Annotated in this window: 19 protein-coding genes; 15 read left to right on the plus strand and 4 right to left on the minus strand. The window is 56.3% G+C overall.

What is annotated here, in order from left to right:
• Positions 1 to 12 precede the first annotated feature (12 nt).
• Positions 13 to 810, plus strand: coding sequence for a lytic transglycosylase domain-containing protein (locus tag FHX16_RS29310; RefSeq protein ID WP_259131792.1), 798 nt, complete (start codon positions 13 to 15; stop codon positions 808 to 810).
• A gap of 221 nt (positions 811 to 1031) precedes the next feature.
• Here FHX16_RS29310 and FHX16_RS29315 read toward each other — a convergent pair whose 3' ends face one another.
• On the minus strand, positions 1032 to 1274 hold the full coding sequence (locus FHX16_RS29315) for a hypothetical protein (protein ID WP_183865140.1): 243 nt from the start codon (positions 1272 to 1274) through the stop codon (positions 1032 to 1034).
• Between the two features lie 398 nt (positions 1275 to 1672).
• On the opposite strand from FHX16_RS29315, the gene FHX16_RS29320 reads away from it, so the two are divergent.
• From FHX16_RS29320 to FHX16_RS29350, 7 genes are all read left to right on the plus strand, one after another.
• Positions 1673 to 2545 carry a Hint domain-containing protein gene (locus FHX16_RS29320; RefSeq protein ID WP_259131795.1) on the plus strand — a complete coding sequence of 291 codons (873 nt, stop codon included), beginning with the start codon at positions 1673 to 1675 and terminating at the stop codon, positions 2543 to 2545.
• 1502 nt (positions 2546 to 4047) lie between these two features.
• On the plus strand, positions 4048 to 4359 hold the full coding sequence (locus tag FHX16_RS29325; RefSeq protein WP_183758340.1) for a PepSY domain-containing protein: 312 nt from the start codon (positions 4048 to 4050) through the stop codon (positions 4357 to 4359).
• Positions 4360 to 4380: 21 nt separating this feature from the next.
• The gene (locus FHX16_RS29330; RefSeq protein WP_259131797.1) at positions 4381 to 4986 is read left to right on the plus strand and encodes a general stress protein; all 606 of its coding nucleotides are present in this window, start codon (positions 4381 to 4383) and stop codon (positions 4984 to 4986) included.
• 784 nt (positions 4987 to 5770) lie between these two features.
• Positions 5771 to 6307, plus strand: coding sequence for a hypothetical protein (locus FHX16_RS29335; RefSeq protein WP_259131799.1), 537 nt, complete (start codon positions 5771 to 5773; stop codon positions 6305 to 6307).
• Positions 6259 to 6909, plus strand: coding sequence for a Crp/Fnr family transcriptional regulator (locus tag FHX16_RS29340; RefSeq protein WP_259131802.1), 651 nt, complete (start codon positions 6259 to 6261; stop codon positions 6907 to 6909). Before FHX16_RS29335 ends, FHX16_RS29340 begins: the two co-directional genes overlap by 49 nt.
• 118 nt (positions 6910 to 7027) lie before the next feature.
• A complete protein-coding gene (locus FHX16_RS29345) occupies positions 7028 to 7516 on the plus strand; it encodes a metallophosphoesterase family protein (protein WP_246712864.1) in 489 nt (162 codons plus the stop codon).
• A 667-nt stretch (positions 7517 to 8183) separates the two neighbouring features.
• The gene (locus tag FHX16_RS29350; RefSeq protein ID WP_183758334.1) at positions 8184 to 8450 is read left to right on the plus strand and encodes a hypothetical protein; all 267 of its coding nucleotides are present in this window, start codon (positions 8184 to 8186) and stop codon (positions 8448 to 8450) included.
• A gap of 964 nt (positions 8451 to 9414) precedes the next feature.
• Here FHX16_RS29350 and FHX16_RS29360 read toward each other — a convergent pair.
• Both FHX16_RS29360 and FHX16_RS29365 read right to left on the minus strand, forming a co-directional pair.
• Positions 9415 to 12915: an AAA family ATPase gene (locus tag FHX16_RS29360; protein ID WP_259131804.1), complete on the minus strand. Its 3501-nt coding sequence runs from the start codon at positions 12913 to 12915 to the stop codon at positions 9415 to 9417.
• Positions 12916 to 14184, minus strand: coding sequence for a DNA repair exonuclease (locus FHX16_RS29365; RefSeq protein ID WP_259131806.1), 1269 nt, complete (start codon positions 14182 to 14184; stop codon positions 12916 to 12918).
• Positions 14185 to 14497: 313 nt separating this feature from the next.
• On the opposite strand from FHX16_RS29365, the gene FHX16_RS31735 reads away from it, so the two are divergent.
• The 4 genes from FHX16_RS31735 (at position 14498) to FHX16_RS29380 (ending at position 17482) form a co-directional block, all read left to right on the plus strand.
• Entirely contained in the window at positions 14498 to 14683 is a 186-nt protein-coding gene (locus FHX16_RS31735) for a diguanylate cyclase domain-containing protein (RefSeq protein ID WP_405049336.1), read from the plus strand.
• A gap of 242 nt (positions 14684 to 14925) precedes the next feature.
• Positions 14926 to 15180 carry a hypothetical protein gene (locus tag FHX16_RS29375; protein WP_259131808.1) on the plus strand — a complete coding sequence of 85 codons (255 nt, stop codon included), beginning with the start codon at positions 14926 to 14928 and terminating at the stop codon, positions 15178 to 15180.
• A gap of 150 nt (positions 15181 to 15330) precedes the next feature.
• Positions 15331 to 15855, plus strand: a complete 525-nt coding sequence (locus tag FHX16_RS31740; RefSeq protein WP_405049337.1) for a 2'-5' RNA ligase family protein — start codon at positions 15331 to 15333, stop codon at positions 15853 to 15855.
• A gap of 676 nt (positions 15856 to 16531) precedes the next feature.
• Positions 16532 to 17482 (plus strand): AraC family transcriptional regulator, encoded by a 951-nt coding sequence (locus FHX16_RS29380; RefSeq protein WP_183758322.1) that lies wholly within the window; start codon positions 16532 to 16534, stop codon positions 17480 to 17482.
• 1630 nt (positions 17483 to 19112) lie between these two features.
• On the opposite strand, the gene FHX16_RS29385 is transcribed toward FHX16_RS29380, so the two are convergent.
• A complete protein-coding gene (locus FHX16_RS29385; RefSeq protein WP_183758319.1) occupies positions 19113 to 19553 on the minus strand; it encodes a hypothetical protein in 441 nt (146 codons plus the stop codon).
• A gap of 858 nt (positions 19554 to 20411) precedes the next feature.
• Here FHX16_RS29385 and FHX16_RS29390 point away from each other — a divergent pair.
• The 3 genes from FHX16_RS29390 to FHX16_RS29400 all read left to right on the plus strand — a co-directional run bounded on the left by FHX16_RS29390 (position 20412) and on the right by FHX16_RS29400 (position 25125).
• Positions 20412 to 20732 carry a hypothetical protein gene (locus FHX16_RS29390; RefSeq protein WP_259131812.1) on the plus strand — a complete coding sequence of 107 codons (321 nt, stop codon included), beginning with the start codon at positions 20412 to 20414 and terminating at the stop codon, positions 20730 to 20732.
• Between the two features lie 293 nt (positions 20733 to 21025).
• Positions 21026 to 22981, plus strand: a complete 1956-nt coding sequence (treZ, locus tag FHX16_RS29395; protein WP_259131814.1) for a malto-oligosyltrehalose trehalohydrolase — start codon at positions 21026 to 21028, stop codon at positions 22979 to 22981.
• 1310 nt (positions 22982 to 24291) lie between these two features.
• On the plus strand, positions 24292 to 25125 hold the full coding sequence (locus FHX16_RS29400) for a C45 family autoproteolytic acyltransferase/hydolase (protein ID WP_259131816.1): 834 nt from the start codon (positions 24292 to 24294) through the stop codon (positions 25123 to 25125).
• The last annotated feature ends 63 nt before the right edge of the window (positions 25126 to 25188 follow it).

Genomic DNA, 25188 nt, shown 5'->3' on the forward strand with positions numbered 1-25188 from the left:
GGTGAGAGCGACATGGCATTCTTTGCTAAAGAAACGTCAATAGTGGCGGCGGGCGCCCTCGCCTTCTGCCTTCTCGCTTGCGTTGCTCAGGCGGCATCGTGCGGCAATGGCGCTGCCGGGTTTGAGCAGTGGAAAGTGGAGTTTGCCCGGTCGGCAAAGGCCGCTGGCGTCAAGGAAAAAGGTATTGCAGCGCTTGCGGGTGCAAAGTACGCGAGAGGGACCATCCAGGCCGACCGCTCCGTCAACAAGACTTTCTCCGGCTCGGTCGCCGACTTTATGCGACGACGTGGCGCAGCCGCGATTATTTCGAAGGGCCGGTCGCTCAAGATGGCGAATACAGCACTCTTCCACAATATCGAGCGCAACTACGGTGTGCCCGCAGGTGTACTGCTCGCCATCTGGGGCATGGAAACCGCCTTCGGCACCTCCATGGGCAACCAGAACACCGTTTCTGCAATCCTCACGCTCGCCTACGATTGCCGCCGCCCGCAATTTTTCGCGCCACATGCCGTCGCGGCGCTCAAGCTTGTGGACAGAGGTGTCCTTAGCGCCGGCTCGGTCGGGGCCATGCACGGCGAGATCGGCCAAACAGGGTTCCTTCCCGGGAACGTTCTGAAATACGGCGTCGGCAGCAGGAATATGCGTGACAAGAGCACTGCGCTGATGTCCACGGCCAACTTTCTAAGGGCGCACGGCTGGCGGGCCGATGGAGGCTATCAGGACAACATGAGCGCCATCGCTAGTTGGAACTCCGCAAGTGTCTACCAGCAGGCGATCGTGCGCATTAGCGAGGCAATCGATGGGGGCTAACCCTGCGCGAAGTTTTAAAGCCCCCAATGGGGACGGAGGGTCAGTTGCAGTGGTAAGGGCTACGCAATGTCACAGACTACGGTTCGGTACGATCCAACTTCTGTCCCTGTCTAAATGACCGAGCTTCAAGCGTTTTTGCAGCTGACACAAAGGTGATCCGCGTGTCGCAGCACCAGACAATATTGTCACCTGCTTCGGGCGCTTCTCGCCTTGTCAATTCTTCAGTGGATGGCTATCGACGTGGGAGCATTTGCGATGCTCCCGGCCAGGTTTGGAAACCGGGCGATCAGGATGCGCGTCAGGTCCTCCTGAGTGCGGTGGCCCTGATTGAAAAGAACGATCGCCGCGCTGCATATTACTTCCGATGTCTTCTCATCCGGCTTCGCTTTGAAATGTCGGTACCAGGATTGAACGGCCTGCGAGAGCACGGCCAGATCGGATTCCAGAAAACCTGTAACGAACATTTCTTACCTCCCAATAAGTGGAGGCCATGCAGGGTTCGATGCATGAGCAGTACTGAGCCTCCAATACCTGTTGCGCAACGAGACTACCTCCTCTTCGGTGAGACATGTAAGTCGGACCAAGGTCCCGTACGAAACCGTACAATAAAACCTCGCGTGCAAAACCTTTAAGTTGAAGTAGTTGGAGTTTTTCCGCCATGCCCTAGCTAAAAACTTAACCTTTAACTGTTGTTATTTATCCATTTTTCCTTCCAGGTTGCATGCCTAATACTTTTGGCGACGTGGACCGAAATAGAATTCCTTATTAAAGTTGCATCGGTTTCCGACGCCTTGAACATGCCAAGTACCGCGATACTCGTCGGCGGCTTGGACCCTAAATCTATTGTTAGAGGATTGCCAGGATGCCTTACAAAAAAGATGACAGTCTGCCACGCAATACCGCGCGCAGACATTTTCTAGGTGTTGCCGCTGCCGCCAGTGCGCGGCTCGCTGGTGTTGCGGCTTTGGCGACGGCAGCTTCCAAGTCTCCCGCGAGTGCAATGGGGCGGCGCTGGGGGCGTGGTCACTCCGGCGGAGGCGGGAATGGCTCCGGCGGACAGGGAGGCTCCGGTGGAGGCGGCGGTGGTGGCGGAGCACAGTGCTTCCTGCGTGGGACGGCGATCCTCACCGATTGCGGCGAAAAGCCTGTCGAGGATCTGCGCGTCGGCGATAACCTTGCCCTTCCGGACGGGAGCGCCCGTCCAGTCAAATGGGTCGGCCGGCAGGTTTTCAAGAAGAGCGGTGCGCGCTGGCATGAAGGTGTCGTGCCGATCCGCGTTTCCCGCCACGCGCTGGACAGCCGCACACCACATTCCGATCTCTACCTGTCGCCAGGCCATGCGCTGTTTCTGAACGGCGTGCTGATCCGCGTGAGGGATCTCGTCAACGGCACGACAATCGCGCCGGTCGTTCCTGCCGATGACACCTCGATCGAGTATTATGCTGTCCTGCTCAGTACCCACGAGGTCATTCTTGCCGAAGGTGCTGCGGCCGAGACCTTCCATCCGTCGGAGAGCAATTACGAGAACTTCTCCAATTTTGCGGAGTACAAGCGCCTCTATGCAGAGGAGCGCACCGTGATGACATCCTACGCGACGGTGGTGGGCGAGGAAGGTGGTTGGAAGCATCTGAAGGCGCTTCTTCAGCTTGGCGCTTCGCCTCTAGTGCCGATGTGCGATCCATTCGGGGACGCCTGCGAGGCGATCAATACGCGAGCCAAAGAGCTTGAATATTGATCATTGTCGCCGAGTCGGGTGGTCCGTGAATTGAGACGATCGGTGACACCGATCGTCGCAGGCGCAGCCTACGCCCTATTCGACTTGGCACCGGCCGTTTTGCGCCAACAGGTGGCAAAGCCATGGGGTTGATTGGTCTCCGATACCGACCTGCCTAGCTGCGGCCAGACGTGGCAACTGGTACATGTTCGAAATGATGCCTTGCCTCGGCAATTTGAGCCAAGCATGGCTGGACATATTTTGGGGGGAAAGCAAACGTTTGATTTCGGGTTCGAGCTACAAGTTCGTCTGATATAGGGGGCGTCGGAGCGTCGGATGGCTGGTGGGAGCTTGTGTTTGAAGAAGCGGTGGTTGACATCGACGGCGCGCTGTTGAAGCTGTTGTCGGGCCGCATCATAAATTCACATACTTCGCTGTTTGTTAGCGCTACCCCTATCACAATGCCGACCTCTATATCTGCCATCGGAAGCGTAACGGAAGGCAATGAATTGAATGGATAAGACCACCACTGACCGTCCCGCGGCGCACTATCCGCTTTTTGGATCTGATGCGAATAAATGACTTGGCATCGGTGAGAAATTCACGTATATCGTGTATAGCCGTTACAACTTTTCGGATGCACTCCCCGGCTTCCGAGCGGCGTTGTTCCCCTCTGAAGGTAGATCCTTCACACCTTAGGGCCTCCGGTAGGATGGCCCTTTTTTGTTTGTCCGGGAAGATAGACCTCACGCGCTTGACCCGGCATCAGTTACAGTACCGGGAGGGTGATCAAGTAGGTTTCGGCTTGCTGGCGGATCTTTCAGCCCGGTACCTCGATCGAGGACTGTGTTTTTGTCGCTAGTCCCGCTTGGCATTCCCTGGGCAGCGCGTTGCCCCCGCAGTCCAATCTCCGCATCTTTCCGAAGTCGTTAATGCCGCTCCGGGGAAGCTAAAGTATCTGGCGCCCGAGCGTCGTCCATTTCAGCGTTTCAGGATGAAGAAATCCCCGCATCTTGCGATCCTCGTGGGTCGTCGGCGGCGCGGCCCAAGGCGACTGGTCCCCTGCTTGACGGTAAGCAATGTCGCCTGGCGAGCCACAGGGGTTTTACAAGGGGCGCGCAAACGGCGCCAGTGAAGGGACCTCGCAGTTGGCTGACGCTGCGAGGTTTCCTCATTATACAAGACTTTTACGTGTTAATGTTCACTGCAGTTTGAGCCACCAGTTTGACCCTGCTAGAGCGGCTTAACAGCGCTGCCCCTCGGGGCGGCCGCAATTATCCTCCGCAGAGCTTCCGACCGGATAGACAGGCTCCGCATATCGGGATGGCCTAGCGTGAAGGCGGCTATCGTCTCTCATCTCCTCAACACAACGCTCAAAACTAGACCAAGCCAAGCAATTCCGGGGCACGCCACCAGCACGATTTCCAGATTTGTGACATCGACAGCAATTCGTCGTTCTTCGCAAAGCATCGGAACAAATCGCTTTGTCTTAGGTTTGATCGTCGGACTTCAAGGAGAAAACGATGAATAAAATCACCGCAATTTCGATGGGGCTGTTAATCTCGGCCACGGCTGCCTTCGCGCAAAGCGAAACGCCATCAACATCCCAAACAACGCCAGCCGTGAATACGGAACACAATCCCGCCGCTCCAGTAGCCGGCAAAAACAGCTTTACTGAGGATCAGGCGAAATCTCGCATCGAAGACGCTGGCTACACGGATGTCACTGCCCTGAAGCTGGATGACCAGGGGGTGTGGCGAGCAACCGCCAAGAAGGACGGCAAGCAAGCCGGAGTCTCCCTGGACTTCCAGGGCAACGTCACGATGGCGAAATAACAAAGCTCCAGGAGAAAAAATATGCGAACGATCACAGGACTCTATGACAGCTACGACGAAGCCCGCGCCGCAGTTGCGGCTTTGGAAGACGCAGGCGTACCTTCTGATGACATCAGTATCGTCACGAACAAAGCAAACGGGGTGGACGTTGAAGGTCAAGGTAGTTACACGGCAGAAGGCGCTGGCACCGGAGCCGGGGTCGGCGCGGTCGCAGGCGGGGCCGGGGGACTGCTAACAGGGCTCGGATTGATGGCAATCCCGGGCGTCGGTCCTGTCGTTGCCGCCGGTTGGCTCGTGGCTACTGCAGCCGGTGCGGCTGCCGGCGCCGTTGCGGGTGGTGCCGTGGGTGGGATCGTCGGCTCCATGATCAATGAAGGTGTGCCGGAAGACGAGGCAAACTTTTATGCCGAAGGGGTTCGCCGTGGCGGTTCACTGGTAACGGCAAGAGTAGACGAAAGCAGAGCTGCAGCAGCGCAGGCAATCCTCAACGGATCTCGAGCCGTGGATTACGCGGCACGACGAGCGAGCTATCACGAAGAGGGCTGGACGCGTTTCGACGAGGCCGCTGAGCCCTATACACCCCAGCAGATCGCGGCGGAGCGCCAGCGTTATCGTAGCCATCTATGAGGGGCTGAACGTGCGCAAGTTCTCTGTCAGGTGGCCAACGGCCGCCTGACAGGAATGGAACAGCCCATGCGCTGTGTACGCTCGATCAGACACACACTTGCACAGAAGGTGCGTGCAAAGTGTCGCTCTTCCTTGGTCGGCAAAAATTGGTAGAAGTCTGCGTGATGGCTCCGTATTTCCGCTGCTCCGCCCCGCATATGTGATCGCGCTCGCGATCTCCTCGTGTCGAAGTGCTTCGGGAAAACACCACCGCTGACGCGCTCGACGTGACGAAATCTGAATTTTCCGTTGGAAACATGACGGTTATCCCGGTTTCGGTAAGCTGGTCATCCGCAAGGGCTGGGCCGGTCTCTCCATCCGCAAGCCAAACATCCACAAAAGCGAATTCGCAATCCATCTGTCTGGCTGCGGAAGACGCGACCAGGGCCCCACGAGAAGAGCGCTGACAATCTCCCCGATTTTCATGGCGATCAGAAATTCGTCTTCTACGATGAGTATCTACACATTAGCCACCTTGCCAGCGATCTCTTTGGCTGCAGCCTCTCGCTGGCTGTAACAGGAACTGGCGAGCTTTGGAACAAAATGTCGGGAACCGCCGTGGGCCATGCCGCGTTACTGTCGCCATGAGTTCCGCTAATTTCGTGGTAAAATCGTCGATGATTCTAATTCCTCGCTCCCGGAGGGTATTTGCGATCGTTTGAGTTGCTGAACGGTATACGTTTCTTGCTACGTGCTGATGGCTCTTCGTTCGCGAGGAAAGAAGGAAGGAAGGAAGGAAGGGCCGGTGGAGAAGACGCTGCAGGGAAGATGCATCCTCGTTGTGGAGGACGACTACTACGTCGCAACGGATCTTGCATCCAAACTCTCGGCTCACGGCGTGGAAGTTGCCGGTCCTGCTGCAGGCGTCGCTGGTGCGCTTGCACAACTCCGATCAAGTCCGGACATTGAGGGCGCAATCCTGGATATCAATCTGGGCGGTGAAATGGCGTTTCCTGTGGCTGATGAGTTGGAACGTCGAGGGCTCCCTTTCATTTTTGCAACCGGATACGAACCTGATGTTGTGCCGGCACGCCATGCCGACAAGATCCTTCTCAGGAAGCCGCTTGATGACGATACCATTGCCGGGGCACTTCTTGCTGCTTTTCACCCGCGAGGCGCCACAGCGCAAGATGTGGAGCGCAACGGCATCCTTCGAAGATTGCCTCCATCCGAACTCAACGACCTGCTACCCCTGCTTCGGACGATATTTCTACCCCGGGGCGCGATCAGGAGATGCAGGGACAAATCGTCACCCGTGTCTATTTCCCCCTCGATTGCGTAGCCTCACTCGTCGCCGTCTCCAGGGAAGGAAGCCGGATCGAAACGGGATTAATCGGCAACGAGGGCATGACGGGGTACGGCATCGCCGAGGGCGACAAAGAGACACCCTTCGAGCTGATCAATCAGATCGCAGGATATACTTTGGCAATAGCCGCCGACGATTTCAAACAGGCTTTGTCAACGAGCGCCGGTTTGCGCACCCTCGCCCTCCGGTTTGCCCGTTCGATGAGTGTACAGGTCAGTTACACGGCGTTGGCCAACGGTCGACTTGATATCCGGCGTAGACTGGCACGCTGGTTGCTGATGGTCCATGATCGCGTCGACCAAAACATTTTCCATCTTACTCACGACGATCTAGCAATCATGCTAGGGGTGAGGCGGTCATCCGTAACGGACGCCCTTCACCTTCTGGAGGGCGACAGGTTAATCAGGTCGACGCGCAACAACATCGAGATTGTAAATCCGCGGGGCTTAATCGACGCCGCGAGTGAAGTATATGGAGCACCGGAGCTTGAGTACGAGCGTTTGATGGGCCTTCCAGCGGGTCCTGCTGCCGAGGATGGTGGGGGCGCAAGAGCCAGCCGTAAACATCTCGTTTCGTAACCCGTCGCGGGTGAGGGAATTGCTTTGCTCGACGCATCTCAACCAAAATGCGTGCAGATGGATTCTCCCGGCGTGCCCGTGCAACCTAGACATTTTTGATCCAGCGAGCAAACGGAGCATGATCTATTTCACCAGCGACACGCATTTTGGCGATCCACGCGTCCTGCGGATCGATCGTCGGCCGTTTCCGGATTTGGCTTCTCACGACGCAACCCTCATCCAAAACTGGAATTCGATGGTGAAACCCGAGGATGACGTCTGGCATCTGGGAGATTTCATGCGAGAGACAGGAGGCGATTGCGATCAACTTCTATCGTATTTGAATGGCCGAAAACATCTCATTGTTGGCAATAATGATCCTGAAACGACTGTTCGCGCAAGAGGGTGGGGAAGTGTCCAACACTATGCCGAAATATCGGTCGGCAGCCAGTTGTTGATCTTGTGTCACTATCCCTTTCGGACCTGGAACAAGATGGGAAGAAAGTCGATCAACCTGCACGGCCACTCGCACGGGAGACTCAAACCGTTTCCCCGCCAATTCGACGTCGGCGTCGATGCTCAGGCATTGCGACCTGTTGCATTGGAGACGATCCTCTCGGCCCGGTAGCGAAGCCCCTCGTAATCGGCCCACCCCGCCAAATACCCTGGCACGCTAGCGGCTCAATAGGCTGCCCACTTGCAGGCATTTAGAGCAAATCACGCTACGATAGACGTAGCGCCAGGGGGAACCTGCGTCTGCCTGGAGTTGCATGGCGTTTCTTGCCGCAATACGTCTCGTAAGGAGGAGAGCGTCACCGCACTGCGTCAGCCAAGTTAGCGGGCTGACCAAGCTCTTTGACGCTGGGGGGTGTCAACGAGATGTTCAGGCGACTCGGTGGAGCAGCGAGCTAACTGGCCATGATCGAAGTTCCCGTTCATTAGGCTCTATCCATTATTATCACAGGAGTCTTTTCTCGCCTTGCAATTGCGTCCAGCCTCCCCACTTAAGAGATAGTAGCAGTCATGGAACGGGCACTGCTTTTAGGGCAACGAAAAGCTCTAGCCCCAAGCGGGAGGACGCGATGTCTTCCACAGCAAGAATTTCCAGACACGAACGCGCAATGCGATCCCTCAGCGGCTTAAAATACGGGGATTTCTTAATGAAATCGATGCCGTACATGGCTGTAGCATTCATTCTCTACCTCATACTGCAAGGCACGTTCTGGTAGTGTCCTGATTCAGAACTCGCGTCGTTTCCGCTGAGCTTTGGTCCAATCGACCAATAGGAGTTCCCTATGTCAGAACGCACAACAGAATCTGAGATTACCTTTTCTCGTCCTTTTGCCCTAAGCGCTCTGGTTGCTCCGCTCGATGCGGGCACCTACCGAGTGATAGTAGATGAAGAACTGATAGAAGGACTGTCATTTCCCGCTTACCGAAGAACTGCGATGCATATCGAAATACCGGCCCTTGGCGTCAGTATCGGGACAAGGCAATTGTTGCAGGTGCATCCGCGGGACTTGGAGTCCGCAATCAAGAAGGATGCCGAGGGTAACGAATAGCGAGCGGCCCGGTGACCGGTATCTGATTTACAAAAGATAGTCGCGTTATGGTTTCTCGGGCTGCTCGACGGATAATGGTGGCCGCTTTGGCAATTGGGCTCGCTCTCGCGGTCCTTTATGGATTGAGCTGCCCATTCGATGCTCATGGAGAAACCAATGGCGCAGTCCTTGGACCTCGCGTGCGATAGGACAGCTCACAGCCACCGCGACGTTCAAATGACGGCCGCAACTGAGAGGAGCAGCAAATGACTGCCACGAAGGCTCACCAGTCTCGTTCGTCCAGGTTGGCCAGGGTCTGGACAATAAGTGATTTTGCCAAGCGCTTCCGGCTTGACCGCCTTGAAGAGAAACGACTGCTGAAGCTGTTGGGGCCAACTGCGACAGAACGCCAGCTTCTGCTCAACGCCGGAAGAAGGCCGCTGAACCACGCCGGGGACCCTTCATGAAGAATGCACAAACGTGCATTCGATGATTATCGCGTCGGCAACTTCATGCAAGTCCAGATGGAGAGAGATGCCTGGTGAATCTCAATACTTGCTTTGCCCCAGTTTAAGGATCAAAATCGATGTGCCCCACGCCCGAGGAACGAAAAACACTTAGACGCGTCCTCAAGCGGGCCGACTACGCTACGTCTGAGATGCAAGCGGCCGAAGGTGATCGGCACTTGGAGGAGGTCGCTGTGATCCGTCGGATTGAGGCTGCAACTATCCCGACCGTCAATTATCCGGCCTCCAAACGGCAAAGACTGAACGCGGACTTTGCGGCTGTTTCAGCTTGGGAAAATGAGGGAGGGTCCGTTCGCTTATCAAAGCGAACGGACCGCAGGAAGGGCTAGCCGTTCACACGAAGCACATAACGTCGAACCGATAGGATCAGCCGAACTTCACGAAGGAATGCCCGAAATGTACAATTCCAATCGCGCTGGCGACGAACTTTCTTGGACGCTCGGTCGCTGCGTCCGGCCCTATTCCGCCGCGACTACCTGGAACCCCGATGGCCGGCTAAGGTCTTCAAGATTGTATACGCGGACGTTTGGGCACACCCTCCTGGCAATATCGGTCAGGTGCCTGTGATGGGTCAGATAAATGACTTGGCCATGCAGGCCCATCTCCGAAAGGAGCCTGAAAGCCTCCTCGGCCCGAAAATCGTCGAATGTCTCCATGATGTCGTCAGCGATAAACGGAATCGATGTCCGGTTGGCCACAAATTCATGGTATCCGGCGACACGCAATGCCAAGTATAACTGAAACCTTGCACCTTTCGAAAGTTCATTGGCAGCTTTCGAACCACCGGCCGCAGAGACGGCAATCAGAACATCGCCATCCTTTCCAGGTTGCGCGGCGACCCCTTGGTAGGCACCGCGACTGATCGTGCGGAACGCGTCCGATGCACGAGCCATCATTCCACTACGATGACGATCTCTGTAGATTGCAAGGGCGTGCTCTGCAGCAGCAACGCCGGCACGGATCTCCATGTAGCGACGGGCACTTTCCTCGATGTCGATCAACACCGTCCTGCGTTGCTCCTCAATTGAGGCTACCGTCGCATCCCCACCGACTGCGTCCAAGGCATCCTGCGCCTTCGATCGGCTGTGAAATACATCGCGACAGCGGGCGTCCTGGTCGTCAAGGAGCGGCATCAGTTTTGCCAGTTCGTTGCCCAGTGCCGATCTGTCAGCGGAAGCTGTCAATGCTTCGATTTCGAGCATTGGGGAGCCAGCAGTCATTTCGAAAAGTTCGCGCTCGGATTCAAGAATGGCGTTTTCGAGATCTCGCCTTCGGTAGGCAAGATCGATGCTGGCCTCGACTGCTTCGAACGAGCTGACCCCAAAAAAATCCATCATCTCCCGCATCCGAGCCATAAGAAGGCCCTGTGTCGCTCGTAGAGCAAGTCCGTCGTGCCGCACTCCGTCAAGTTGACATTTCAGTTTCCGGTCGCGTTCGGCGTCAAGACCGACGGTCTTGATCCTTTCAAAAATTGCCTGGCAAAGAGCAATGGGAGAACCTTCGGAACCCAAACCAAGCGAAGCGCTCAACTGCAGTACTATCTCCTCGAAGGAATCTTTGTCCTTTTCCATCTTCTGAATGCGATCAAAGAGGCTCTCCCGGGCATCTAAAGTCGAGGCCAGTCGCTCAAGAAGGGTCAGGATTTCGGTCACCGCACCGACACCTGGAGAATGCCCAAGGTCCCGAAGCCAGCAGCCGGCACAAAGAGCGCTCCACTGGGATAGCCATGTCCTTGAGGCTTCGTCAGCGGCTTCCATGATATGCTTGCGCTCGATGATGTCATTGCGAAGCCTTTCGATCTGCGCCGCCTTGTTCACAGACGTATGGAAGGCGTTCAACGCCGTCTCTGCAATCGAGATCAGCGCGCCGACATCAGCCTGCCGGTCGATCATGATTTTCGCACCGGTCAATGCTTGAACGATTGATCGTCTGGATTTTTCGATTTGATCGCGAACATCACCGATTTCCCGCTCGACCTCAGCAAGATCGTCTCTCGCCCTCAGGGCCGCTTCCCGTCTGCGTAGCCATTCCTCCATTTCCCAGGGGTTTCCAGTTACGGCCGGATCTGACTCCGACTGCGCAAGGCCCTGACAGACTTCAGCCCGAAGCACCTCCATCTCAGACCGTGCGTCAGCGAGGATTTTTTCCTGGCTCCGAATATCGGCAGCCACCACCGCAAGCCGTTGGTTAAGCTGGCTAAGCTTGCCAATATCAGCAAAGTGCATGAGCCTCTGCGATATCACATGATCGTGGCGGCGCATCGCCATCTCGAACCCATCCGCGGATGCGTTGTCCATTGCCTGTCGATGCAGCGCCCAGGCATGGTCGCGTTCCGCACGGATAACCGCTGCGGCTTGCTCCTCGATGTTTCCTGCCTGAGCACGCAACGTGTTGATTTCAGCCTCAAGCCTTGCTGCCTCGAGTTCGAGACGCTGCAACTCAGCGCGCGATATCCGCTGTTGATCATCCAGAGCGGAGTAGCTCTTCTTCCAGGATTCGATACGTGCACCTGTAGGTGGAACCAGCGATAAAAGAGCTTCCACCTCTCCATGCCACGGTGCTAGTGCCCTCAACGTTTCAGTCAGGTTTGCGCGCGCCACGTCCCCGCGACGGGCCAATGATCGGAGAACGATATCCTGGTCTGACTTCGGGACTGCCTTGATGACAGCTTGAAGGGTCTCGATCGCTCGGACGCGCTCCCCACAGGTCAACGTGTGGTCGACCTCTTCACCTTCCTGGTTCGCGAGTGCCCGTTCCGCCCTCAGCAACTCGTCTCGGGCGGCGCAATACTTCGCGTCGACACCCGACTTCGACCCAATGAGCGAGCGCAGAGATCCGATTGTAACCGCGTCCAGAAGCAGATCCGCGGGAGCTGTCTCCCCTGCCCTGCCCAATAGTGCAAGGATACTTTCGATGGACAGCTCCGATGCTCGAGCCGTCAACTTGGGAATGTCCTTTTCAGCCGTGACATACCGCGCTCGAAGTTCGGAAAGCTCCTCCACCTGCGCTGCTATGGCGAGCGCGGCAGGATCAATTGAAATGTCGGCTATCTCAGTCTCGAGCAAAGCTACAGATGCAGAATGGTCCTCAAGTTTTACCCTTACCTCTATCTCGCTCCGTCTCAGCTCGTGCAGCTCCTGCCGCCAGGTTTCTGGCGGTTGCGGTACGGGGTCGAGGTCAGCGAGCCGATCCTTCAACGAGCCGCGCCGTGACATGACTGGAAGCGCGTTGAGGACGCATTTGACTTCCTCGATCCTGCGCTGCGTTCGCGCCCTCGCGCCGATCGCCTCTTCGTAAAGCCCAGCGAGCCTGTCGCGCTCGACAACGAGCCTGGAAAACTCACTCGCTTGCAGATCGAGCGTCTCACGCTGCTGTTTCAGATCAGAGAGGCGGCCTTTCAGTTCGGCAAGCGCCCCACTTCTCGCGCGATACTTGTAGAAGGTGTCGGCGTCGCTTCTGATTACGGTCAATTGCCTGCTGAGGTCCGCAAGGCCGGCGCTTGCGGCAAACAGCAATTCGCCGAGGTTCCCCTTGCTTGCGAGAATGCCTTCACCGCCCTTCTCCAGACTTTCGTCGTCCAGGGAAAACATTGTGGCGAACGCGTCCCGATCAATACCGCCCAAATCAGCCTTGATGTCGATCTCCGGCTGGACGCGCTCCTGGTCATCGAGAAGACTGTTCTGCGGGCGCTTGATACGAACGAACTCTCGGTTCTTTCCGCCGACATTTACGTCTGCACCAATGCGCATCGTAGGATAGGGATGCAGGAAGCCATATCGGCTTGAAGTGCCAATTCCAAAAATGAGGTCTACAATCGCATCAAATGTGGTCGACTTTCCCGCTTCATTTGGACCGTAAATGATGTGAAGATCGGGCGTTCCCAGAGACCGGAAGCCAAAATCCAGCACGCCGTCGGTAAACTTTCCATATCGCGTCAGATCAAGCCGATTGATACGCATTCATTCCCCCTGCGTATTGCGCAGCAGTGCCACGATGTTGGCCGAGCCTTCTTGGGCGAAACCGGCCAGCACATCCTGGAAGGCTGTCTCATCGGTGCCGAAGATATTTCGGAGCTCCGGAGGGAGCTGTCCGCGCAGTTCGTCCGCAATGGCAGCAATCTCTTGCTGATAGGCTGCCGACCCAAGGACATCCGCATTGATGATGGAGGTCAATTCCGAAAGCGCACTTCCGGTGTTGCCTTCCGTATCTTCCGCACCGATGCACGAGGTGTGGACCTTGTCGATCCAGATGGTGCCGCTGCCCGAGCCTCTCGTTTCCAATTCGGTTCTAATGAGATCGAGTTCCCGGCGAATTCGCCATGCCATCTCATGGGAACCATGAAGCTGAATCCGTGCAACCAGATGATCTGCCGGAATCGTTGAGCGCAGTCTTTCAAGCCCCCCGGAAACTTTACCAATCATTGCCTTCCAGTCAGCAACGTCTGAAACGTCAATGAACAGCCGCTCAAATTGAGCGACGTTGATGCATCGCTCCTCCACGATCACTGACCGATCATCTCGGATTGTCACCAGCGAGACCGACTTGGGTCCGTCCTCGTTTATGTCGCGGCCTTGCGGCATTCCCGGCATTACAACGGTAGAGGCAGCCCCTTCGGCTACCGACCGCTTGTGGATGTGGCCCAAGGCCCAGTACCGAAAACCGCTCTGATGCAAGTCAGCGAGGTTGCATGGAGCATATCGGTCGTGCCCCTCAGAGCCTCCAAGGCTCGTATGCATGATACCGATATTGACCGCATCGGGCACAGGCATCGGGTAATGCCTCAACAGGCTCTGGGGAGCATGCGGCTTCGCAAAGCTCAGGCCATGGATGACGACGGGGAACTGCCCGGCACCCCGATGCACTGCTACCGCTTCCGCCTGGGAACCGAAAATCTTGACAGACTCCGGCATGACGAGCTCGGACGTGATTTTTGACAGTGCGTCGTGGTTGCCGCGGATGATGAAGGTCTGTATGCCGGCCTCATCAAGACGCCTGAGCTGCTCTGCCAGAAAGCGAGCCGTTTTCATCGACGTCTGTTCGCCGTCGTAGAGGTCCCCTGCCAAAAGAAGCGCATCCACCTGCTCTTCCAGACACAGGTCGACAATCCGAATGAACGTACGTCTCGTCGCCAGGCCGATCAAATCGGACAGTTCCGGATTGCGCAGGGCAAGCGTCCTCAAGGGCGAGTCGAGATGAATGTCGGCGGTGTGCACGAAGCGATAGGCCAAATCAATACCTCATCATTGACCTGTCTTGTTACGATAGAGACCGATTCACCGCGACAGCCAATTCCCGTTTTGTTCTTTTCTCCACAGATTAGTCGGACATAGCCGCAATCCCCGCCCGGACCGAGCTCGCCCCTGCATGCGCAAATTGGCGACTGGGGTCATGTGATTGTCGCGCCTTGATCTCACAGCAGGTCAAGGCAGCCAACACCGTTCAGGGCCGCGTGCGCAATTTAGATCGCGTTAAGCGGGCGACGTTACAGTATCGGTGGATACCTCGATTCCAATTCCCGTGGTGCTCGAGGGATCACTTATCGTGTGTGATATCGACCACTTCAAGCATGTGAACGATACCTGTGGCCATGCGGCGGGCGACCTGGTTATCCAGGGGCTGGCAAAGGAATCGACGCGCATTGTTGGCAAGCTCTGCCATTCCCGGTCACTCTGCCAAAGAGCGCCGCCCTCGCGGTATAATAGGCTAGCGGACGTTCCGATGACGTAAGGAATACGATGACAGGACTTACGCATCTGTCTTTGGTCATCGACGTGATCTCCTCGACGGCAATGATTTCGGCCAGGTTCGCGACCGTAATATCTCTGCCCGCTTTGGACGCCCAATGCACCTTTTTGGGGTGCAACCTCTCCTGATGGCCGGATTGTAAAGCCTTCACCTTTCATTAACCATATGTCCCTAGCGTCCGGAAAGCGAAACAACACTCTCCGGAGAATTTCAAGGAGGACGCCATGTCGCTCGCAACCGTGCCCGGCAAAATCCGGCTATATGGTACTCATGCCATACTGGTCATGACGGAAGGCAGCCTGCACCAGACCGTATGCATCTCCGACGATGCACTGCCCCCTGGCGAAAGCGACCTTATCCAAAGCATACTTCGTGACCTCCCCTTGTATGAGGGCATTGCCGACCGCAAGTTCGCAGAGGGCCAATTGGCATATGATGGGCGAGTATGGATCACATCTTCTGACATCACTCCCCATTAAGCAGGCATAACCGTCGCCGCGATGACGGCTGTTGTCCGTCGCGCCTCAGGCGGGTGATCATTGCCGCGCTGATCGACACGACGATCAATGCCTCCCACTCATCGTCCGATAAAGGGTAGATTCTGAATCCTACTGACTTAGACTGGACGGATGATTTTAACCGCGCGTCTTCCCGAGCAAGATCTCGCTTTCTTCGACGGCTTGCGCCGCATCCACTTTCCACCTGGTCGCAACCACGTGACGGCCCACCTCACCGTGTTTTACCGGGTATCGGACTGGCATCTCTCAACGATACATCAACTTCTTGAAGTCGTCGCGAGCTCCCACTCGCCGATGCAAGCATCGACGACCGGCATCTGGCATCTCGGATCCGGAGTGGCGTTTACGCTTGACTCTCCGGAGCTGGAGCGGATTCGTGGTGTTTTACGCGAGAAGTTCGAACCATGGCTCAGCCCCGAGGACAAGCAAGGTTGGCGGCCCCACATCACTATCCAAAACGGAGCCGATAGAGCGAGAGTCGCTGCATCGTACGCAGCGGTCACGGCAGCTTTTCAACCTCGCCTTTTGTCGATTACGGGGTTGGACCTATGGACCTACAGGGGAGGGCCATGGAGGGCCGAAGGAAGTTTTGCTTTCTCCGATAATGACCACCTCGGGACGGTGGGCAGCACCTAGGCGGCTGCCCTGGCTGATCGCAGAGCACATACTACGTGACTCCACTTCCATTGTATGCGCTGATACTCATATTCTCAACTTGAGGGGGAATGGAGGTGCGAAACCAACTTGCCGCACGAATAATTTCCCTCCATCCTCTACCGAGGAAACGAGAGAGGCTTGGCGTATGAGGGATATCCGCCCATATTGCCAGGCCTCTCTTGTCTTACGAGAAACCTTAAGCAGGACAGACATCCATGGGATCGCCCGAGCGGTGCTCCGACCGAGGATGCCAATGACCGCGATTCAGCAAAGCGCAGCAAGAGCCGCGAGAATACACCTTCCAGCCCTTGCGTTTCGACAATCAGGCCGCCGATCGCGGCGCCGCTGGCAATGGCAATCTGAAAAGTGGTCGGCATCAATGCTCCTGCGTTGATTAGAAGCGTAGTCGGCCCCCGGAGAGCGAGCCGGCATTTAGCCGGCTGCTGCCCATGACAACCCCCGGACCGGCGATTGCGCCAGTGACAGCCGTCATCGTGACTGATTGTCCTGCCGCCTCAAAGGCATTGGCGCAGGTCTGACGTTCATAATGTCATCTCTAAAGTTCTGGTCGTTGAAGGCTAGACGTGGCACCCCGGTGTTTCTATGCTAGAAAAAACGACCTATTTGATAATTCGTCCAAATTCCGGATACAGCAATGAGCGATGCATTGACAGAAATGATGCGAGGGTTGCGCTTGGATGGCGTCGAATACGGGCGATGTCAGCCGTCAGCACCCTGGGCGACAGCTTTTCCAGCAAAGGAAGAAGCGCAATTTCATTTTGTAGCGGCAGGCAGAGCTCATCTGCAATCGCCGAATGGCGAGTGGACCGAAATGCTGCCGGGCGACGCGGTGCTGCTGCCGAGAGGCGACGCTCATGTAATTGCCAGTGAGCCCGGGCTAGATCCGACGCCAGTCGACAGCATGCCTCGCAAACCGGTTTGTGATGGTATTGTCGACTTGCAATGCCCCTGTGCCGATAACAGAAATCTCCTATTCTTTGCGGTCATGCGCTTCAACGTCGACAAGCATCATCCCCTGTTGCAGTTGATGCCAAAGATGATGCGGACAAGTGACCTTGCTGCCAATGAACCATCAATCCCCGCCCTCCTCGAGGCAATGATGCGTGAGGCCGACATGAACCGCGTAGGAGCTGGTGGAATTCTGGCTCGGCTTGCCGACGTCTTGACTGCAACCCTCATCAGAACTTGGGTGGAACATGGGTGCGGAGACGCGACCGGTTGGCTGGCTGCTGTCCGAAATCCAGAGGTGGGCCGCGTTCTCGCCGCTATTCATTTCGATCCGGCACATGACTGGACGGTGGAAGAACTTGCAAGAAAAATGGGGGCGTCACGGTCCGCGTTTGCGGAGCGCTTCTCCAGGGTTGTCGGTGAAACTCCAGCCCGGTATGTTGCTCGAATGCGCATGCATCAGGCTCATCAATGGCTCTTGGAGGGTCAGCGCGTGGGCGCGATTGCCGAGCGTCTCGGCTACGAGTCAGAAGCGTCCTTCAGCCGCGCTTTCAAACGTATCATGGGTGCATCGCCGGTAACCTTTCGAGGAAGGGCTCTGGACTCTTCCCGTCCTCTCAGGCGAGTGGCCTCTTGAACAAAAGGGCGGCACCTCGACCAGCTTGTCTTGTTCGATCCGGCATCACGTTCCCGGCGCCTTTGGTTTCGAACGGCTAACACGGATCATCAGATCCCACATCCGTTGAGAATGCCGGGTTATTCGGCACAATGGCTCACTGTCGTGTGGTCCGTGACAATGGCAGGGGCAACGACGCGAGCCCGGTCGAGCGTAGGCAGCGCCAAGAGATTTGAAGGCTGCATCGTCCCGATTCATCGACCTGTTTCAAAAAACGACCACAGCAAGTCAGTGTTGACCCCAACCTCCCGGTTGGTCGGGCGAGTCTCAGATCCGGTCTGAGTTGCGCGTTAATCAAGCCGCCTTCCAGCCGATGACAGTCACATCCGAGTTTGTCGACAGGCATGGATGAGCCGGGAGGAACAGCCTAACCATCGCGTCGACTGTCGAAACGCCGCTCTGATTGAGTTCCTCGTCGCTCAAATCTGAAATTGCCTTCCGCTGAACCGAAACGACGTCCACCTTCGTTGTTGACCAGCAGCCGCTCGCGGAGCGGATCTCAAGCGGACCTGGTTCAACCGAACAGTATCCAACCCGAACAGCAATTGTTTTGGCGCCACTTTCAACGGACTCCATATGGCTATCCGCTATGATTATGTTTTGCATCATGTCTCCGTTCAGGGCCAACCGCGCATCACAGAAAGGACCGGTGGATCGATCCAGGCAGCTCTAATAAACTGTGAGATGGCGGGCGAAAACCGTAAATCCGGCATAGCAGCTATGCGCGCCACAGACGCGATGTCTCCGGCCAATGTGCTTTTGGCCAGCCAAGAGGACCTCTGCGCTCGGATAAGTCTCGGGCCCAGGAACCGACGGATCCAGCCTGATGGGTTCCCGTTACTGGTGCGTTTCCAGCAGGAAACGGGCACAGGCTGCTCACGTTAGCGTGGTTACTGCTTCAAAGTACGCCAGCGTACGCAACCCGTGGTCAGACCAAGGTCCGATTGCCAACCCCATGTGCAATCCTACTCTCCTTCTATCCTTCATCTCCTGGAAGGATAAGGGAGGCCACTCGGGTGGGGTTGGTATTGGTCGGTGGCCTCCCAGCCACGTCAAACTCCGGATCAGGGCGCCTGAAACGAGTGCTCCAGATGAGATTTTCGGACGCTTCACATGTCAGTTGCAGGCATCTGCGTTTGGTTTCGCCGGGGGCCGCCGTGTTCGGAACCTTTCGGATCGTAAATCATAAGAAAGCGGTCATTGTCTGGAGGCAGTGATGAAAAGCGTCCGAACCATTGAAAGGCGGCGTCGCCAGCGAGGCGAGCAATATTTGCGGCGAACAGTTTCAGCAAAACACGATCTTTAGGCCAGGAAGGCCGAAGTGCTTTTGTCCGATTTGCCCCTCGGCAATCGAGTTCGATCTGCGTACGGTGGCAAAGAAGCGAAAACTTGAAGGCGCCTTGTTTCTCGACGTCGATGCGGCAATCACAGCAGCACTGTACTGGGGCCAAGGGCTGTTTCTCAACAAACCTCCAAACAGCCGACCCGAACCCGGCCAGCGGCTGGAGATTACATGCGAAGCTCGAAAGGCAGTAGCACTTCTTCCGATTCGATAGTGGCCAAACCAACGTCTGCCAATTCACTCATCGGCTCAGGCACCCAGGAGACGTTCCTGCGCCGCGATGATCATCGTGGGAGGCACTTGGACGGTTTCAAAAAGTTCATAGAGAAAGTATTTCAACGACGAAATTTCAACTTCAACATTGGCCGCGAATATGGGATCTCCGGCGGCCCATCTCCTCATGGTGAAAATGGATCGGCCTATAGAGCCGGGCCGTGAAAGAACGTTGGGATCAAAGTGCTTGCTTTCTGCGACGTACCATACGAACAGCCGGACGGCCAGCATCGCCGGCGTTAGCCTTGCGTTGCTCGCAAGACATTTCTCGCTTTCGAGAGCGCTTCGCGACATTACGTCAAGACGGCAAACGTCGAGTCCCAACTCAAGAAGGCGTTGCGACAGTTCCGCTTCACGCGGGTCGGGGTGGGTAAAGTGGTCAGCGAGGTTCATGCTCAAAAGATAGCGCCGGGACACGAAAAGTCATATTCCCCTTACCCTCGTCAATTCGGCTAAGGTCATTCTAGAAGACCGGACGAGGGATGCAACCGTAAGCCCGCGCGAACCGAGCCAAGTCCAGATGCGACCTCCGTTTTCATCACAGAACTCACCGAAAGCCAGGCTCATCGGATCGAAGGAGCACCCACTTTCCCTTCAGCTTGTGCGCCTCAATTGCCATTCCCCTGCGACTCGCACTTTTGCGAGTTGCCGCCAGGCTTTCTTGAGGATCATCAGGTGCGGCCCGATCGTCGCCATCCTTGTGACACCTTCGGGACCGTGATGGGCGCTGCCCGAACGAAGGACGTACAACATGGCAACTATTCATACTTCACCTCCAGCGAAAATGGCCTAGGTCTTGCCGTTAGTGTCCTTTAGCACCATCGTTTCGGGTTGGGCACGCCGACGTCCGGGTCTGGCGTTTCCGCAGCGTAGCATGGTGTAGCGAGGACAGCGCTTGAGGCGGCGGCGACACAGAAAGCATGTTCACGGGGTGCAGGCTTCGTCCTCCAGCCCTGCGACGTGACGAACGGGAGCGCGCAAGGGGAACCAGGTACGACAGTCGTCGATATCCAGCATGTCAATGCTGAGGCGTTGGGCCCGACTGTTCGGCAGACCAGTCGTTATCTCCATTAATAGCTGGTTGATCCTAACTTCAAATACGTCAACGCCCGCTCGCGCGGCATGGCGATCCGGCCCCTCTCAAAGATTGTATTCGAGCGCGGCCCCAACTGAGGCGTGCGAACACATTGATTACTCAGGTTGATTAGGCTTCTCTTGAAGTGCTACCCTCCACTGATTCATCGCTACACTAGGCATTAGAAATAGGGAAGCAGCTTGCAAGAAGTCGCCATAAACGAAGACGACGCCGGCACATTTGGTAATCACTATGGAGTCGACAACGATGCCTTCATCGGTGCGGTACACGGTTCTCGTTCGAGGCTTATCGTCGATTTTTCTTTCATCAAGAATGCGTTCAAGACTCTTTGCCGAGAACAGGGCGTAACTCGGGATCGAAAGGCGAGCGTTGAGATTGCGACGCTTCTTTTGGTATTGGTCAAGGAAGGTGTAGTTGACGAAGAACGATTAACGAGCCTTGCTCGCACGCGATGGGAGGAGATGGCAACGGTGGTGAGCGATCGATTTCAAAGCAGCTAATCGATTTCGCAAACCACGCGGACACGCAGAAAAGCCACACCCGGGTTCCAGTGACATGGTGCAACCTCCCTCACCCTTCCTGCAACAAAAAGGAAGTGTGATCAGGGGATCGCCGGGCTCCAAAGTAATTTAATCTCCACGCCAGGAGACGCTGGGACATGCCACCGGACTTCGATGGTGTTTTTTGTCCCTATGAGGCTTTCGCGATCCTCGCCGAGTAAGATCCTCCGCCGGAACAACGCCCTGTTGCTGACGTTTTCAATGGCCAGACCGCAGCAGAGGACGTCAAGCAAATGCAAGTCGATCGCGAATCAAGAGCGACGGGAGGATCACAAAGACGATACCCGGTTGGGGCCGAGATCGTTGATCGTGTTGCGTCGTTTCGCGTTTGGGCACCATCTCACCAAACCATGTCGGTCGTTCTCATGGCAGGAGGAGAATACCCGATGCGCCGAGAGGAAGGGGGCTACTTTTGTGTCGACGTCGAGGGTTTGCAGATTGGCGCACTTTACCAGTTCCGCCTGGGGGAGACGCCACAATGTCTGCCCGACCCCGCATCGCGCTTTCAACCCGGGGGCCCAGCGGGGCCGTCAATGCTCGTGGATTACAGGTCCTTTCGATGGCAGGATACGGCTTGGCCAGGTATATCTCCAGATGGGCAGGTCCTCTACGAAATGCATATTGGGACATTCACGCCGGAGGGAACCTATGAAGCCGCAGCGCAAAAGCTACCGCTCCTCAAAGACCTCGGCATCACATGCTTGGAGATGATGCCACTCAACGAGTTTCTCGGTGAGTTCGGGTGGGGCTATGACGGAGTACTTCCCTATGCGCCTACACGCTTGTACGGCCGCCCGGATGAATTGCGATCGTTTATAGATCAGGCCCATCAGGCGGGAATCGGCATCATCCTCGACGTCGTCTACAACCATTTCGGCGTTGGCGAAAGCTTTCGAGCATTTTCAGAGGATTACTTTACCGATCGCTATTCCAACGAGTGGGGTAGCTCTCTCAACTTCGACGGAAGGAATTGCCAGGGTGTGCGCGAGTTTATAGCTAAGAACGCCGCATACTGGATCGATGAGTACCATTTGGACGGCCTACGATTGGACGCCACCCAGGCGCTCTTCGATGCCAGTGAGGATCACATCGTCACGTTGATCGCTCGTGAGGCACGGAAAGCAGGAGGCCGGCGATCGATCTACCTCTTGGCAGAGAACGAACCGCAGGACACAAGTCTTCTCCGCGCAAGCGATGCGAAAGGCTTGGGTCTGGACGCTGCGTGGAATGATGACTTCCATCACTCTGCCATGGTGGCCGCTACCGGAAGGAGGGAAGCCTATTATCACGATCACCGCGGTCATGCCCAAGAGTTCGTATCGGCCGCGAAACATGGCTACCTGTTTCAGGGCCAGCGTTACGATTGGCAGGACGCCCCACGTGGCACACCCGGCTTTGACCTCCACCACGAACACTTCGTCCACTTTTTGCAAAATCATGACCAGATCGCGAATTCTGCAAGAGGCTTGCGGATAACTGAGCTGACGTCGCCGGCGCGGTTTCGAGCACTAACCGCCCTGCTCCTCCTCGGTCCGCAGACCCCCATGCTTTTTCAAGGCCAGGAGTTCGGCGCGACGACGCCTTTCTTTTACTTCGCTGATAGTCGTGGGGAGATGATTGATCTCGTAAGAAAGGGCAGAGTTGCCTTCTTGAAACAGTTCCCAAGCCTAAAGGATCCCGACTTCGAAAACCGCATGGCTGCGCCGTCCGATCCGCTAACGTTTGAACGATCAAAACTAAAGTGGGATGAATATGAGCGGAATGACCACCTCGTTGCGCTCCATAGGGATCTCCTCGCGCTTCGGCGAAATAATATCTTCTCCGGATATGACGAAGGGCGGAAGCTCATTGTTGACGGGAGTGTGTTGGAGACGTCCGCGCTCCTGTTGCGGTTTTTTTCTGATAAGCCGGACGAACAGCGTCTGCTTTTAGTCAATCTCGGTCACGACCTTGCAATTCACAGTCGGCCCGATCCTCTGCTCGCCCCGCCGCGCGGTTATCAATGGAAGGTCGAGTGGTCCAGTGACGATTTTAACTATGGTGGAAGCGGTCGCCGACCGATCGACTTACAACGTCGTTGGGGTCTTTCAGCCGACTGCGCGGTCGTGCTTGCGCCAAAAAGGCAGGCACGGAACAAGACACCTCCTGGTGAACAGCTTGATCACTGGCAAAGCGAAATCTCCTCTTGAGATGGCTGATTGCAGGCGATTCGTGGTCTTGTCGGAAGTGATCGTGCTCGTTGTAAAAAAAAGCCGGTGTAGTTGACCTCATGGCACTGTCGAGGCCGCCTTTCAGTCACGTTATTCACAGAAAGATAGTGTCGGTCCCGAGAGCGCTTGTTACGCCACGGTCTGGATGCCGCGCAAATTTCTGGCGCCGGCTCAGCCATAACGGAGCCGTTATGATCCCCTCCTGCGGATGCTGTTGAGAACAGTCCGTATGGGGAGTGGCCACTCCTTTTGGCTAAGCTTGCTCAAGCTGGAGGAGGCGACGGCGAGGATGATAGTTGATCCCACGAGAATCTCGCGCACGTAGGAATCGACGCTCATCTGCGTCAGGCCATTGTCGAGCCGCCGAGAATGAAACTCCCGACAACGTCGCCAGGACGCGGGCTCGCCTTCCTCACTCATGGTCATTCCCAGGAAGACGGCCGCTATTGCAGAAAGCATCAAACCGCTTCCTTGGGTCGGGTTGGCGGAGGCGACCCGGCTTGCATCATCAGACCTGCGGTTGCCGCCCCGAGACCGGTCAGGCCAACCGCCGAAAATCGAAGGAGCCGCACACGCACACCGACGAGCCTTGGAGCTTCGGCGTTCCCGCCAACGCATAGAGCGACGACCATAGACCGTATGCTCGAGCAATACCCATACGAGCAGGAGAACGAAAAGCGCAAGCACGCTGAGGAACGGCAGTGAAACCCATTGGTCGCCTGGGTCTTCCGCATATTCTTGACATGTCTTCACCCTTGTCTGCAAAACGAGGCGCGCCTCGAAGGCAATAGGACGGCGTTTCGGGGGGACCTGGACGAGAAAGCCGGTTTTTCCGGTCTTCTCGCGTTGCTTGATTGGAGCAGCCGCGGCTTGGCTGACTGAAACGCCCGCATTACGATCATTACCTGATACCCGTGACTTTCCGTGTACTGCTCGTCGTCGAGATCATTCGCTGCGTCGTCCGTTCAGCGCTCGTCAGGTGAAATAGGGCTCGTCGTTTGTTATTCGTTGGCGCTTGGCAGACGTGAAACGCTGTTGCCATATCCGGTCTGAACATCGTCACCTGAGGCGAATACGGGGCGCTTGGGTTCAATGAGCCAAGCTCTCGCATCAGCGAGCCCCAGCGTTCCCATGGTCGACAACCCATCTTCGGCTTGCTCCATGGACGATGCCAGCCGGGCATGGTCTCCTAAGTTCCAGTCGAGCCTTGCTGGTTCTTTTCTGTATTCGACGCCTATACCGGCGCCCACGCCTTGTCAGCAACGCGTGTGACTTCCTATAATCCAGCCATGGACAAGACATTTGCGGCCGTTAAGGAAGACCGACCCGGCAAGGCCTGGCTTTCCAGATTTGTTGCCGGTCGCGAGGAGGCGGAAAAGTGGTACTTCGGGCAAGCCCGATCCCCAGTCCCAACTGCAAAGGAATGCCGTGCAGCGTTGCTTCGGTTCATGCCGGAGCTGGCACCCGCCTATGACGAGGCATGCTCCCTCGTCGGAGATGACGACGTGGCGCATCGAATGCTGAGTCACTACCGACCCGCGCCAGAACGCTACGGTTGTAGTCAGGCGGTCTGGCTTGGGTCGGAAGGCCCGGCATTACTGCGAAACTTCGACTATCCGCCGGCGATTGTTTCCGATCGCTTCGAAATGACCGCCTGGTCGAATCTGAGGGTCATTGGAAAGGCGCAAAGACCTTGGGGAGGTTGTGTAGATGGTATGAACGAGGAAGGACTCGTCGCGAGTGTCACTCTTGGCGGGGGCCGCACTCAGGGTGTTGGCTTTTCCATTATCCTGGTGATCCGCTACATTCTCGAGACGTGCCACACTTTAAATCAAGCAGTCGCTGCGCTTTGCAGAATTCCCATAGCGCTACCACAGAATGTAACCGTCCTGGACCGTTCGGGTTCCTACGCGACCTTGTTGCTCGGCCCGCATCAACGCCCGGTCGTATCTCGAGCGAAGGCGTGTACGAACCATCAACGGTGGACAAGACCCTCGACGTCATCAATGACGCGCCTGGTAGCAATTCAGCGCGCATTGGAAGACCCGAGCATGTCCCTTCCGCAATTCCAACAGCTGTTTCTCCAGCCGCTGACCTTGCCCCCAAGTTTTATCCAGTTTTAAGTTCGCTCCGGCGGTTTTGGGTTGCTGTATTTGGGGCGGTAGCGGCGGGTTGCGGTGCGGAGC

Origin of the sequence: Rhizobium sp. BK661 (assembly GCF_024808825.1) — a bacterium.
Taxonomy (GTDB): Bacteria; Pseudomonadota; Alphaproteobacteria; order Rhizobiales; family Rhizobiaceae; genus Rhizobium.